This window comes from Streptomyces europaeiscabiei (assembly GCF_036346855.1).
Lineage (GTDB): Bacteria > Actinomycetota > Actinomycetes > Streptomycetales > Streptomycetaceae > Streptomyces > Streptomyces europaeiscabiei.
In genome coordinates this window covers 7,901,213-7,914,967 of record NZ_CP107841.1, presented here as the reverse complement: position 1 = coordinate 7,914,967, position 13,755 = coordinate 7,901,213, and the positions used below count along the sequence as shown (strand labels likewise).

Sequence of the window (13,755 nt, the reverse complement as noted above, 5' to 3'; positions counted from 1 at the left end):
GTGCTCTCACCGGCCGCGTTCCGAACGCCCGCGCTCCGGCCGTCTGTGCTCCGACCGTCTGCGCTCCGGCCGGCTGCGCTGCGGCCGGCTGCGCTCGCACCGTTCACGCTTCCTCTGTCGTTCACGCTTCTGCCGTTCACGTACTGACCGTTCATGTCCTCCCCGTTCGGTTCGAGGGCGATCGGTTCGAGGGCGATCGGGTTCCGGTGGCCGTGGCGCCGCGCGAAGTGGGCCGGGGTCGCCCGGCGCCGCGTCGCCCCGACTCGGTCGCGCCCCTGCACAGCCTCCTCAGACCTTCGCGTGCACGGCCTCGGTGGTGGGCTCGGGGTTCAGGTCGGGCCGCGCCGGCGGTGTCCGTCGGGGCGTGGCCGAAGCACGGCGGGTGAGCCGGGTGGCGAGGGGCTCGGTCCAGCGGGCGGTGAGGGGGCCGAGGACGACCAGGATGAGGACGTACGCCGTCGCGAGAGGGCCGACGCGGGGCTCGACGCCGACGGCGAGGCCCGCGATGACGATGGAGAACTCGCCCCGGGCGACCAGCGTTCCGCCCGCCCGCCAGCGGCCCTTGGCAGAGATCCCGGCCCGCCGGGCCGCCCAGTAACCGGTGGCGATCTTCGTGAGGGTGGTGACGGCGGCCAGGGCGAGGGCCGGGAGGAGGACGGGCGGAATGTCGGCGGGGTCGGTGTGCAGGCCGAAGAAGACGAAGAACACCGCGGCGAACAGGTCCCGCAGCGGGCTGAGGATGCTGCTGGCACCCTCGGCGACCTCACCGGACAGCGCGATGCCGACCAGGAACGCGCCCACGGCGGCCGAGACCTGGAGGTGCTGGGCGACCCCGGCGACGACGAGAGTGAGGCCGAGGACGACCAGGAGGAGCATCTCGGCGTTGTCGGAGGACACGGCACGGCTGATCAGCCGGCCGTGGCGCAGGGCGACATAGAGGACGGCGCCCACGGTGCCCAGGGCGATCAGGAGGGTGAGGGCGCCGCCCGCCAGGCTCACCCCGGCGAGGAGGGCGGTGAGGATCGGCAGGTAGACGGCCATGGAGAGGTCTTCGAGGACCAGGACGCCCAGCACGACCGGGGTCTCGCGGTTGCCGAGGCGGCGCAGGTCGCCGAGGACCTTGGCGATGACGCCGGAGGAGGAGATCCAGGTGACACCGGCGAGGGCGACGGCGGCGACCGGGCCCCAGCCGAGCAGCAGCGCCATCGCGGCGCCGGGGGCGGCGTTGAGGACGAAGTCGACCGCGCCGGAGGGGTACTGGGTCTTGAGGTTGGTGACGAGTTCGGAGGCGCTGTACTCCAGGCCGAGCAGGAGCAGCAGGAGTATGACGCCGATCTCGGCGCCGGTGGCGACGAACTCCTCGCTGGCCTGCAGGGGGAGTATGCCGCCCTGGCCGAAGGCGAGCCCGGCAAGTAGATAGAGGGGTATGGGTGAGAAGCCCACCCGTCCGGCGAGGCGGCCCAGCAGACCCAGGGCGAGAATGATCGCCCCGAGTTCGATGAGCATGGCGGTGGTGTTGTGCACGGGCGTCTGTCCTCCGTTGACGAGTGCGGTGACGGCGTCTGTGCCTGGTGCGGGTTCGGGTGCGGGTCCGGGTTCGAGTGCGCCGGCGGGTGCGGGTGCGCTGGTCCGTGCGGCTACGACCGCGGATGCGGATGCGGGCGGCGGAGCCCGGCACACCGGTCGGGCGGGGCCGTCGGTGTCGTACGGGCGCGCGGGTTTCCCGCAGGGCTCGGTCGCATGACATGACGGGACGTCGACCGCCCGAGGGCATCGGACAGTCGACGAACTCTGCTACGGCCGCGAGAGCGTCAGCGGGCGCGGCGGTCGCCCGGGCCCGCGGCGCGGCCGGTATCGGGTACGGCGTCGCGAGCGGCGTTCACGACGCGCACGCGGATTACTCGACCCATGTCACGCCCCCCAACACGCCGTCGGCCACACCACCGACCACCACTCGAACGAATGAGCAAATAAGCGCTCACCAGAGCGTCAGCGCTTGGTAAAGGATTCTAGCGCAATCCGAAAAGGTGAAATCACACAATAGGTAAAGCGCTACCCATTTCCCTTTACCTCGGGCTCATCCTGTCACTCGCCGATCTCGACCTTTCCGTTGTCACCGTGCCGCGTGGACCGCTCCCCCGACCCCTCCCCCGACCGCTCCCCCGCCGTCGCACCGCTGCCACCGCCCCGCGAGAGTCCCTTCAGGAGTTCCGCGAGGTCGACGCCCGTGGTGGAGCCGAGGAGTTCGATCCCCTGGGCGACGTTGTCGGCGACCGCGCGCGGGATGCGGGCGGCGCCGTCGGTCGAGATGACGGTCATCTTCTCCACCGCGGACAGCGGTTCGGACGCCTTGGCGACGACCTGGGGCAGCACCTCGACGAGCATCTGCAGGACCGCCGCGTCGCCGTACCGCCCGAAGGCGTCGGCCTTCTGCCTCATCGCCTCGGCCTCGGCCGCGCCCTTCGCGCCGATCGCCGCCGCCTCCGCCTCGCCCTCCAGCCGCACCGCCTCCGCGATCGCCGCCCGCCGCGCCCGCTCCGACTCGCCCTGCCTGAGCCCCTCGACGGCCTCGGCCTCGGCCAGCGCGGTACGCCGCTGCTTCTCGCCCTCACCGGTCAGCCGGGCCCGCTCGGCCTCCGCCTGGGCACCCGCGATCTCGGCCAGCCGCTCGGCCTCGGCCTGCTTCACCCGGGCCACCCGCCGGGCCTCGGCCTCCTGTTCGGCCGCGTACCGCTGGGCGTCGGCGGGCTTGCGGACCTCCGTGTCCAGCTGACGGTCCTTCAACGCCGCCTGCCGCTCCGCGACCTTCTCGTGCTCGGCGAGGATGTCCTGCTGACGGGCCGCCTCGGCGAGCGGGCCGGCCGCGTTCGCCTGGGCGGCGGCCGAATCCGTCTCGGCCTTGATCTCGGCCTGCTTGAGGGCGAAGGTCCGCTGGGCGACCGCGATCTCCTCCTCCGCCTTCAGCCGGGCCTGCTCGGCGGCGCGCCGGGCCACCGCCTCGGCGATGTCGGCCTCCTGCTTGGCGCGCGCGGCCTCCGGACGGCCGAGGTCCTCCAGATAGGAGCCCTCGGTGGTGATGTCCTGGATCTGGAAGGCGTCCAGCACGAGGCCCTGCCCCGACAGGCTGGCCTCGGCCTCCTCGGCGACCTGACCGGCGAACGCGGCCCGGTCACGGATGACGTCCTCCACGGACATCCGGCCGACGATGGCCCGCAGCGCGCCCGACAGCACCTCCTGGGTGAAGCCGACGATGCCGTCCTGCTGCATCAGGAACCGCTGGGCGGCGGCCCGGATCGAGTCCTCGGTACCGCCGACCTTGACGATGGCCACGCCTTCGAGGTTCGCCTTGATCCCGCGCAGGGTGACCGCGCCGCGCACCGCCACCGGGATGTGACGTGACGACAGGTCCAGGGTGAACCGCTGCTGCACGAACGGCACGACGAACACCCCGCCGCCGACCACGACCTTCTGACCGCTGTTGTCGGTGAACACCCGCCCGGTGTCCGGATCGGTGGCCTGCTTGCCGCGCCGGCCGGTGACGATGAACGCCTCACTGGGACCCGCCACCTTGTAGCGGGTGACCACGACGAGAGCCAGCAGCACCAGGAGTACGACGACTCCCAGCACCGCGAGAACGACAGGACTCATGGCAAATGCCCCCGAATCGCCTACGCGAAGAGAAGATAGGAAAGGAAAGGAACGGAACGGCACGGAAGAGGAGAGAGCGGCGGCTCAGCGGTCCACGGGGCGCACGACGACCGACGTGGCCGAAGGAGCCGCCTCCACCCACACCTCGGTACCCCGGGAGACCGGCCCCCCGCTGCGCGCGGCGAACTTCACCGGCTGCCCGGCGAGCCGGAGCAGCACCTCGCCGAACCCGTCTGCCGGAATGGCGGTCACCACATGGCCCGCGGTGCCCACCAGGTCGTCACCCCGCGGGGCGACAGCCGTCTGATCACGCATCAGGGCACGGCCGAAGCGGTACGTCAGCCAGGCCGCACCGGCCCCCAGGGCCGCACCGCATCCGGTGGCGACCACCGGGCCGGCGTCGAGCAGTTCGGTCGCGAGGACCCCGCCGAAGCCGGTCGCCGCCAGGAATCCGGCGACGACCGGCAACGACAGCCACCCGTCCAGGGCGCCGTCCAGAACACCGTCGAACGCGCCGTCGAGCACCCCGTCGAAGACCAGCGACAGGGCGAGCAGCGCGACCCCCGTGATGCCGAGTCCGAAGAACCAGGCCATACGCGCCGCCCCCTCTCACCCCGCCGCCGGTCTCCGGCTTGACGAGATCCTCACACGGGCAGGGGGGCCGGTTCATTGCCGTGTTCCGGCAATGTTCCCGTGCCTTTCCTTCCTGCTTCCCGGTTCAGGCCGCGGCGTGCCGTACGACCTCCGCGACCTCGTAGCCCGCCTCGACGACCGCCGCGCGGACGGCCGCGTCGTCGACCGCCTCCCCGCGCACGGTCACCAGGCCGGCCCGTACGTCGACATCGACCTCGATGACGCCGGGCACCGCGACGACCTCCTCGGTGACGCTCGCGGCGCAGTGGCCGCAGCTCATGCCGGACACGGTGAAGTACTTCTCGGCCATGGGGTCGCTCCTGTCCTCGGTCGGCCCGGTGACTGTGCCGTAGGGGCTCACGAACCGCTTGGCACGAGGTACGGCGGACGGCCCCACCACGTTCAGTCAAGCCCCGGCAGGTGACCCGTTCGGATTCGAGGTCGATGTATAGAGGGCAAGGTCACAGCCGTGCCCCCTGCTGCTCCTTTGCGCCTCTGGCCTAGCATCCGAGCATGACGGTCCTGCCTGACGACGGGCTTGAGCTGGCCGCCGAGTTCCCTGACGCAACCCACGAGCAGTGGCACCGCCTCGTTTCGGGCGTGCTGCGCAAGTCGGGCAAGGACGTCGAGGGCGCTCAGGCCGAGGAAGCCCTGTCCACCGCGCTGGAGGACGGGCTGCGCACCCGTCCTCTGTACACCGCGCACGACACCGCGCCCCCTCCGGGTTTCCCCGGCTTCGCGCCCTTCGTACGAGGAGGCCGGGCCGCGGGCAACACCGTCGGCGGCTGGGACGTCCGCCAGCGGCACACGGCGGCGGACGGCGACGCGGTGCTCGCCGACCTGGAGAACGGCGTCACCTCCCTGTGGCTGGTGCTCGGCGGGGCCGGGCTCCCGGTGTCCTCGCTCGGCCGGGTCCTCGCCGGTGTCCTCCTCGATCTCGCACCGGTCGTCCTGGACGCGGGCGCCGAGGTCGAGCCCGCCGCACGGGAGTTGCTGCGGCTGTACGCAGAGCGGGGCGTCGCCAAGGAGGCGGCGCGCGGCAACCTGGGCGCGGATCCCCTCGGCCACGAGGCCCGCACCGGACAGACGTACGACTTCGCCCCCGTGGCCGGGCTCGCCCGGCTGTGCGCCGAGGACTATCCGGGGCTGCGGGCCCTGACCGTGGACGCCCTGCCCTACCACGAGGCCGGCGGCTCGGCCGCACAGGAGCTGGGCGCCTCGCTCGCGACCGGTGTCGCCTATCTGCGGGAACTGACCGGGGCCGGGCTGAGCGTGGAACAGGCCTGTGCGCAACTGGAGTTCCGGTACGCGGCGACCGCGGACCAGTTCCTGACGATCGCCAAGCTGCGGGCGGCGCGCCGGCTCTGGGCCCGGGTGGCCGAGGTGTGCGGGGTGCCCGCCGCCGGGGCGCAGACACAGCACGTGGTGACCTCGCCCGTGATGATGACGCGCCGCGACCCGTGGGTGAACATGCTGCGCACGACCATCGCCACGCTGGCCGCGGGCGCGGGCGGCGCCGACTCCGTCACCGTGCTGCCCTTCGACCACACGCTCGGGCTGCCGGACGCGTTCGCCCGGCGCATCGCCCGCAACACCTCCACGATCCTCATCGAGGAGTCCCACCTCTCCCGGGTGATCGACCCGGCGGGCGGCTCCTGGTACGTGGAACGCCTCACGGACGAACTCGCCCACGCGGGCTGGGAGTTCTTCCAGGGAATCGAGGGGCAGGGCGGCCAGTCGGCCGCGCTGCGTTCGGGCCGCCTCGGACAGGACCTCGCCGACACCTGGGCGGCCCGCGCCGGCAAGCTCGCCAAGCGGCGCGAACCGGTCACGGGCGTCAGCGAGTTCCCGCACCTGTCCGAGAAGCCGGTCGTCCGCGAGCCCGCCCCCGAGCCGCCGTCCGGCGGTCTGCCCCGCGTCCACCGCGACGAGGCGTACGAGGCGCTGCGCGCCCGCTCGGACGCCCACCTCGCCGCGACGGGCTCCCGGCCCCGCCTCTACCTGGCCGCCCTCGGCCCCGCCGCCGCCCACACCGCCCGTACGACCTTCGCCGCCAACCTCTTCCAGGCGGGCGGCATCGAACCCGTCACCGACGGCACGTTCGAGGAGAGCGGCGCCACCGAGGTGTGCGTGTGCTCCAGCGACGCCCTGTACGAGGAGCGGGCCGCGACCGTGGCGGCCGAGCTGAAGGCCGCCGGCGCCGCGCACGTGTTCCTCGCCGGCCGCCCCGGGCCGTACACCGATGTCGACGCGTACGTCTTCGCGGGCTGCGACGCCGTGGCCGTGCTGTCCGCGACCCTCGACCGCATGGGAGTGTCCTGATGACCGTCCCCTCCGTCCCCGACTTCTCCGGGATCGAGCTGGGTTCCCCGGCCGTCGACGGCGGCGCCGACGACTGGCGTACGGCGGTCAAGAGGGCGGCCGGCGGTGACGACCTGCTGTGGGAGACCCCGGAGGGCATCCCGGTCAAGCCGCTGTACACCGGGCAGGACCTGGAGGGCCTGGACTTCCTGGGCACCTACCCCGGCATGGCGCCGTATCTGCGCGGCCCGTACCCGACGATGTACGTCAACCAGCCGTGGACCATCCGGCAGTACGCGGGGTTCTCCACGGCGGAGGAGTCGAACGCCTTCTACCGGCGCAACCTGGCGGCCGGTCAGAAGGGCCTGTCGGTCGCCTTCGACCTGCCCACCCACCGGGGCTACGACAGCGACCATCCACGTGTCACGGGTGACGTCGGCATGGCGGGCGTGGCGATCGACTCGATCCTCGACATGCGGCAGCTCTTCGACGGCATCCCGCTGGACCGGATGACCGTGTCGATGACGATGAACGGCGCCGTGCTGCCGGTGCTGGCGCTCTACATCGTGGCGGCCGAGGAGCAGGGGGTGCCTGCCGAGAAACTGGCGGGGACCATCCAGAACGACATCCTCAAGGAGTTCATGGTCCGCAACACCTACATCTATCCGCCGAAGCCGTCGATGCGGATCATCTCCGACATCTTCGCCTTCACCTCGCAGCGGATGCCCCGCTACAACTCCATCTCCATCTCCGGCTACCACATCCAGGAGGCGGGCGCGACGGCCGACCTGGAGCTGGCGTACACGCTCGCGGACGGCGTGGAGTACATCCGCGCGGGCCGTGAGGCGGGGCTTGACGTGGACGCGTTCGCGCCCCGGCTGTCGTTCTTCTGGGCGATCGGCATGAACTTCTTCATGGAGGTCGCCAAGTTGCGCGCGGCCCGCCTGCTGTGGGCGAAGCTGGTGCGGCAGTTCGACCCGCAGAACTCCAAGTCCCTCTCCCTGCGCACCCATTCACAGACCTCGGGCTGGTCGCTGACCGCGCAGGACGTCTTCAACAACGTCACCCGCACCTGCGTGGAGGCCATGGCGGCGACGCAGGGCCACACCCAGTCGCTGCACACCAACGCCCTCGACGAGGCCCTCGCCCTGCCCACCGACTTCTCGGCGCGCATCGCCCGCAACACCCAGCTCCTCATCCAGCAGGAGTCCGGCACGACCCGGGTCATCGACCCCTGGGGCGGCAGCGCCTACGTCGAGAAGCTGACGTACGACCTCGCCCGCCGCGCCTGGCAGCACATCCAGGAGGTCGAGGCGGCCGGCGGCATGGCCAAGGCCATCGACGCGGGCATCCCCAAGCTGCGCATCGAGGAGGCCGCGGCCCGTACCCAGGCCCGGATCGACTCCGGGCGGCAGCCGGTCATCGGCGTCAACAAGTACCGCGTGGAGACCGACGAGCAGATCGACGTCCTCAAGGTCGACAACTCCTCCGTCCGCACCCAGCAGATCGAGAAGCTGCGCCGGCTGCGCGCCGAGCGCGACGAGCAGGCGTGCCAGGCCTCGCTGGACGCGCTCACCCGGGCCGCCGGGGGTGAGGGCAACCTGCTGGAGCTGGCGGTGGACGCGGCCCGTGCCAAGGCCACGGTCGGTGAGATCTCCGACGCCCTGGAGAAGGTGTACGGCCGCCACGCGAGCCAGATCCGTACGATCTCCGGCGTGTACCGCAACGAAGCAGGCGAGTCCCCCAACGTGGAGCGCACCCGGAGCCTGGTGGACTCCTTCGCCGAGGCCGAGGGCCGCCGACCGCGCATCCTGGTCGCCAAGATGGGCCAGGACGGCCACGACCGCGGCCAGAAGGTGATCGCGACCGCCTTCGCCGACCTCGGCTTCGACGTGGACGTCGGCCCGCTGTTCCAGACCCCCGCCGAGGTGGCCCGGCAGGCCGTCGAGGCGGACGTGCACATCGTCGGGGTGTCGTCGCTGGCCGCCGGTCACCTCACCCTCGTACCGGCGCTCAAGGAGCAGCTGGCCGGGGAGGGGCGCGAGGACATCATGATCGTGGTCGGCGGGGTGATCCCGCCGCAGGACGTGCCCACACTGCTGGAGATGGGCGCCGCCGCCGTGTTCCCGCCCGGAACGGTGATCCCGGACGCGGCGTACGACCTGGTGCAGAGGCTGTCGGACGACCTCGGGCACGACCTGTGATCGATGTCGACACCTATGTCAAGGGCGTCCTCGACGGGAAGCGGGCGGTGGTCGCCCGCGCCATCACCCTCGTCGAGTCCACCCGGCCCCGACACCGGGCGCTGGCACAGGAGTTGCTGACCGCGCTGCTGCCGCACAGCGGCCGGGCTCGGCGGATCGGGGTCAGCGGGGTGCCGGGCGTCGGCAAGTCGACGTTCATCGACGCGTTCGGCACCATGCTGACCTCGCTCGGGCACCGGGTGGCGGTGCTGGCGGTGGACCCGTCGTCGAGCCGTACGGGCGGCTCGATCCTCGGCGACAAGACCCGGATGGAGCGCCTGGCCGTCGATCCGGCGGCCTTCGTACGGCCCTCCCCCACGGCCGGCACGCTCGGCGGGGTCGCCAAGGCCACCCGCGAGTCGATCGTGGTGATGGAGGCGGCCGGCTACGACGTGGTGCTGGTGGAGACCGTCGGTGTCGGCCAGTCCGAGACGACCGTGGCCGACATGGTCGACTCCTTCCTCCTCCTCACCCTCGCCCGCACCGGCGACCAGCTCCAGGGCATCAAGAAGGGCGTCCTGGAGCTGGCCGACGTGCTCGCCGTCAACAAGGCGGACGGCCCGCACGAGCGCGACGCCCGCACGGCGGCCCGTGAGCTGGCGGGCGCCCTGCGGCTGATGCACCCGGCGGACGCGGCCTGGACGCCGCCGGTGTTGAGCTGCAGCGCCCGCGAGTCGACCGGACTGGACACCGTCTGGGAGCGCCTGGAGCAGCACCGCACCCTCCTCGACTCCACCGGCCGCCTCGCGGCCAAGCGCCGTGACCAGCAGGTCGACTGGACCTGGTCGATGGTCCGGGACGAACTCCTCGACCGGCTGCGCACCCACCCCGGCGTCCGGTCCCTCGCGCCCGGCCTCGAACAACAGGTCAGGGACGGCGAGCTGACGGCCACGCTGGCCGCGGAGCGCATCCTGGAGGCCTTCGGGGACTCCGCGCGGGCGGAGTAGACAGGCCGCCCGGGCGGTGCCGACAACCCGTTGCAATCTGTCGGCAGCGCCCCCGGGGGCGGTGGGGCGCGTGCCTGGCGGGGGCGGGCGCCCCTGGCGCAGCGGGGCGGTCCGGGCGGCTGGGAGTGGGCGTTCACGGCGCTGGTCACCCAGGTCGCCCGCCCTGGGTCCGGCCTCGTGGACCTTCATCGGCGTCGGCCCGCCGGTGCACACCGCGTGGGACGTCGTGCACGACCTCAGGGGCAGTCCGCCGGTCCCGTTCCTCCACGACTCGTCGCTGGTCCGCGTCCTCTCCCGGCCCGGTCATCGCCGTGTGGCGACCGGCCGGGGGGCCGGTCCCCGCGTGCTCTGCTCCGGTTCACCCGGCTGAGCGCCCCGAGTGGTGGAGGAGGGTGATCCGGCTGACGGTGGATCACGTCGAAGCCGGGTCAAGTCAGCTGACGAAGCACCAGCTGCCCGGCTGCGGCGGAAGGACCATCAGATGCGTTCTGCTCGCATGCTTCTCGCTACCGCGGCGGCCACCGCAGTCCTGGCCATCACCGCACCCGGCGCCTACGCCGACGGTGACAAGTGGGACCACGAGGACCATGGCTACAGCAAGGAGCACGACAAGGACAGCAGCCACGACGGACCGCGCGGCGGGATTCACACGGGTGGCGGTGCGCTGACCTCGCTGAACAACGAGGGGGAGTGGAACTCCGAGCGGGCAGCCAAGCCCGGGGCGGGAGGCTACGACAAGGAGGACGAGTCCACCAAGGCCGACCAGGACAAGGAGGCCTGGAAGGGCGACCACGGCAACGAGTCGTGGAAGGGCGAGCAGGACAAGGGCTCCTGGAAGGACGAGCAGGAGGGGTCCTGGAAGGGCGACCACGACAGGCCCCGCGGCGGTGTGCACACCGGTGGTGGTGCCCTCGCCTCGCCGACGGTGACCGCGGGCGGGATGGCCGTCCTCGCGGTGGCCGGTACGGGCCTGTACGCCCTGCGTCGCAGGAAGAGCGCCGGAAGCGTGGTCTGATCCCATGCCGGGCGCGATACCTGGCGCGATAGCTGCGGCCGCGCCGCCACACCGTGTGTCGTGTGGCGGCCCGGCCGGCGTTCCGGCGCGTCCCCCGCCCGCCCTCCGCCTGTCCGTCCGTTCAGCTGCCGTACCTGGTGAGGTGGTGTCCGATGGCAGCCCACCCTTCTTCCCCCGGCACCGATCCGGTGCCCACCCGGCCTGGCACCCGCGTCAATCTGACCGCACTGTGCGCCGTGGCCCTGATGATCCTGGCGGTGAGCCTGTTCGGCGGCGAGGACTCCTCGTCCGACGCCTCCCGCACGCCGAACGCCCGGCACGCCCCGCAGGCCGCCCCCGTCCCCGGCTCCCCCTTCGAGGACGCCTCCGCCGCCGAACCTCCGGTGGAGCGGCGACAGCGGGATCCCCGCCACCGGCCGGTCCTCCTGCTCATTCCGAAGATCCGGGTGAGCGCCCCGTTCGTTCCGCTCTCCGTCGGCCGCTCGGGGCAGCTGGAGGCCCCGCCCGCCGACGACGTGAACCTCGTCGGCTGGCACGCCGAGGGGGCCGCCCCCGGGGAGACGGGCACCTCGATCATCGCCGGGCACGTCGACACGGTGACCTCACCGGCCGTCTTCGCGAGGCTCGGCGAACTGGCGAAGGGGGACGTCTTCCAGGTCGTACGCGCCGACCGCAGCAGGGCGCACTTCGTGGTCGACGCCGTGGAGAGGTTCGAGAAGGACGACTTCCCCGACGAGCGGGTGTACGCCGACGCGTCCCGGCCCGAGGTCCGGCTGATCACCTGTGCGGGCGACTACGACCGCGAGGTCATGGACTACACGGAGAACCTGGTGGTCTTCGCGCACCGGACGTGAGGGCGTACGAACGCGAAGGCGCACTGGACGCGAAGGCGCACTGGACGCGAAGGCGCACTGGACGCGAAGGCGCACTGGACGCGAAGGCGCACTGGACGCGAAGGCGTACGGACGCGAAGGCGTCCAGTGCGTGGGAACGCGGGGACCGGAGGGCGGCGCAGCACACGCGCCCGCCGTCCGGACCCCGCGTCGGTTCAGGCCGTGGCCTCCGCCGCCGCCTTGCCCGACTGGCGGCCCGAGAAGAGGCAGCCGCCGAGGAAGGTGCCCTCCAGGGAGCGGTAGCCATGGACTCCGCCGCCGCCGAAGCCGGCGACCTCGCCGGCCGCGTAGAGGCCGGGGACCGGGTTGCCGGAGGCGTTCAGGACGCGGCCGGAGAGGTCGGTCTGGAGGCCGCCGAGGGACTTGCGGGTGAGGATGTTCAGGCGCACGGCGATCAGCGGGTGGGCGCTCGTGTCCATGATCTTGTGGGCGGAGGCCGTGCGGCTGATCGAGTCGCCGGGGTACTTGAGGGCGTTGCGGATGCCCATGACCTGGGCGTCCTTGGAGTACTCGTTGCCGATCTCGCGGTCGCGGGCCTCGATCTGCCGCGTCAGGTCGGCGAGGTCGATCAGGTTCTCCCCCGTCAGCTTGTTCATGCCCCGGACCATTTCGGACAGGGACGAGGCCACGACGAAGTCCACGCCGTTCTTCTTGAACTTCTCGATCGGCTCCGGGGTCTGCCAGATGCGCGAGAGCAGCATCCAGATGTTCTTCTCGGTGAGGTCCGGGTTCTGCTCGGAGCCGGAGAGCGCGAACTCCTTCGCGATGATCTTCTGCGTGGTCACGAACCAGGAGTAGTCGTACCCGGTGTCGGTGATCGTCTTCAGGGTGTGGAGGGTGTCGTAGCCCGGGATGTCGGGGGCGCTGAAGCGCTTGCCCGTGGCGGAGAACCACATGGAGGACGGGCCGGGCAGGATGCGGATGCCGTGGCCGGGCCAGATCGGGTCGTAGTTGCGCAGACCCTCGGTGTAGTGCCACATACGGTCGGGGTTGACGATCCGGGCGCCCGTCTTCTCGGTGATCGCGAGCATGCGGCCGTCCACGTGCGCGGGCACGCCGGTGATCATGGTCTTGGGTGCGGCGCCGAGACGAGCGGGCCAGTTCGCCCGGACGAGGTCGTGGTTCGCGCCGATGCCGCCGGAGGTGACGACGACCACCGGGGCCTTCAGTTCGAACTCGCCGACGACGGTGCGGGAGCTGGCCTTGCCGCGCGAGACGCTGCTGGGTTCCAGGACCGCGCCGCGTACACCGGTGACGGCGCCGTTGGTCGTCACCAGGCCGTCGACGCGGTGGCGGAACTTGAAGGTGACGTTCCCGGCCGAGACGGCCGCCCGCACCTTCTTCTCGAAGGGCTCGACCACGGCCGGGCCGGTTCCCCAGGTGACGTGGAAGCGGGGCACCGAGTTGCCGTGCCCGTCCGCGAGGCCGCCGCCGCGCTCGGCCCAGCCGACGATGGGGAACCACTGCACGCCGAGGCCGGCGAGCCAGGACCGCTTCTCCCCGGAGGCGAAGTCCACGTACGCCTCGGCCCACTTGTAGGCCCAGTGGTCCTGTCCTGAGGGGTCGTTGACGCCCCGGTCGAAGCCGGCCGTGCCCAGCCAGTCCTGCCAGGCAAGTTCCTGGGAGTCCTTGATGCCCATCAGCCGCTGTTCGGCGGAGTCGACGAGGAACAGTCCGCCGAAGGACCAGAAGGCCTGGCCGCCGATGCTCGCTTCCGGTTCCTGGTCGAGCAGCAGCACCTTGCGGCCGGCCGCGGCGAGTTCGGCGGTGGCGACAAGACCGGCGAGACCGTGGCCGACGACGATCGCGTCCGCGTCGTTCGACGACCCGGCAGCGAAGGCCGGGGCCGCCTGCGCGGCGAGGGCGGCTCCGGCCACCACACCACCGGTCGTCGTCAGGACCCGGCGGCGGCTGACCCCGTCCGGGGAGGCGGAGTTCTCCATGGAGATGGGCACGGGCGTGGACCTTCCGGAGGGGGGAGGGACAGGAAGTACGCGCGGGACGGGGGCTGTTCCTGCGACACCAGCGCTGTTACCGTCGGTAGCCTTCAAGGAAACCAGGTCGTCACAACCATG

The 13,755-nt window shown here is 71.9% G+C and carries 11 protein-coding genes; 6 read left to right on the top strand and 5 right to left on the bottom strand.

Annotation, left to right across the window (positions count from 1 at the left end; translation table 11 throughout):
- Positions 1 to 288: 288 nt before the first annotated feature.
- The 4 genes from OG858_RS34495 to OG858_RS34480 form a co-directional block, all read right to left on the bottom strand.
- Positions 289 to 1,524, bottom strand: coding sequence for a cation:proton antiporter (locus OG858_RS34495; protein WP_319064408.1), 1,236 nt, complete (start codon positions 1,522 to 1,524; stop codon positions 289 to 291).
- A 561-nt stretch (positions 1,525 to 2,085) separates the two neighbouring features.
- Positions 2,086 to 3,648, bottom strand: coding sequence for an SPFH domain-containing protein (locus tag OG858_RS34490; RefSeq protein WP_319064407.1), 1,563 nt, complete (start codon positions 3,646 to 3,648; stop codon positions 2,086 to 2,088).
- 84 nt (positions 3,649 to 3,732) lie between these two features.
- Positions 3,733 to 4,242 carry a hypothetical protein gene (locus tag OG858_RS34485; RefSeq protein WP_086749332.1) on the bottom strand — a complete coding sequence of 170 codons (510 nt, stop codon included), beginning with the start codon at positions 4,240 to 4,242 and terminating at the stop codon, positions 3,733 to 3,735.
- A gap of 124 nt (positions 4,243 to 4,366) precedes the next feature.
- Positions 4,367 to 4,591, bottom strand: a complete 225-nt coding sequence (locus OG858_RS34480; protein ID WP_086749333.1) for a heavy-metal-associated domain-containing protein — start codon at positions 4,589 to 4,591, stop codon at positions 4,367 to 4,369.
- Between the two features lie 203 nt (positions 4,592 to 4,794).
- On the opposite strand from OG858_RS34480, the gene OG858_RS34475 reads away from it, so the two are divergent.
- The 6 genes from OG858_RS34475 (at position 4,795) to OG858_RS34455 (ending at position 11,641) form a co-directional block, all read left to right on the top strand.
- On the top strand, positions 4,795 to 6,603 hold the full coding sequence (locus tag OG858_RS34475) for a methylmalonyl-CoA mutase family protein (RefSeq protein WP_328544150.1): 1,809 nt from the start codon (positions 4,795 to 4,797) through the stop codon (positions 6,601 to 6,603).
- Positions 6,603 to 8,786 (top strand): methylmalonyl-CoA mutase, encoded by a 2,184-nt coding sequence (gene scpA, locus OG858_RS34470; RefSeq protein ID WP_086748773.1) that lies wholly within the window; start codon positions 6,603 to 6,605, stop codon positions 8,784 to 8,786. The genes OG858_RS34475 and scpA overlap by 1 nt, the downstream gene beginning before the upstream one ends.
- The gene (gene meaB, locus OG858_RS34465; protein ID WP_319263289.1) at positions 8,783 to 9,772 is read left to right on the top strand and encodes a methylmalonyl Co-A mutase-associated GTPase MeaB; all 990 of its coding nucleotides are present in this window, start codon (positions 8,783 to 8,785) and stop codon (positions 9,770 to 9,772) included. The genes scpA and meaB overlap by 4 nt, the downstream gene beginning before the upstream one ends.
- Positions 9,773 to 9,788: 16 nt before the next feature.
- Positions 9,789 to 10,142, top strand: coding sequence for a DUF6010 family protein (locus tag OG858_RS48265; protein WP_408059443.1), 354 nt, complete (start codon positions 9,789 to 9,791; stop codon positions 10,140 to 10,142).
- Positions 10,143 to 10,253: 111 nt separating this feature from the next.
- Entirely contained in the window at positions 10,254 to 10,787 is a 534-nt protein-coding gene (locus OG858_RS34460) for a hypothetical protein (RefSeq protein WP_319263291.1), read from the top strand.
- 152 nt (positions 10,788 to 10,939) lie between these two features.
- Entirely contained in the window at positions 10,940 to 11,641 is a 702-nt protein-coding gene (locus OG858_RS34455; RefSeq protein WP_328544151.1) for a class F sortase, read from the top strand.
- Positions 11,642 to 11,835: 194 nt separating this feature from the next.
- Here OG858_RS34455 and OG858_RS34450 read toward each other — a convergent pair whose 3' ends face one another.
- The gene (locus OG858_RS34450) at positions 11,836 to 13,623 is read right to left on the bottom strand and encodes an FAD-binding dehydrogenase (RefSeq protein WP_328545286.1); all 1,788 of its coding nucleotides are present in this window, start codon (positions 13,621 to 13,623) and stop codon (positions 11,836 to 11,838) included.
- Positions 13,624 to 13,755 lie beyond the last annotated feature (132 nt).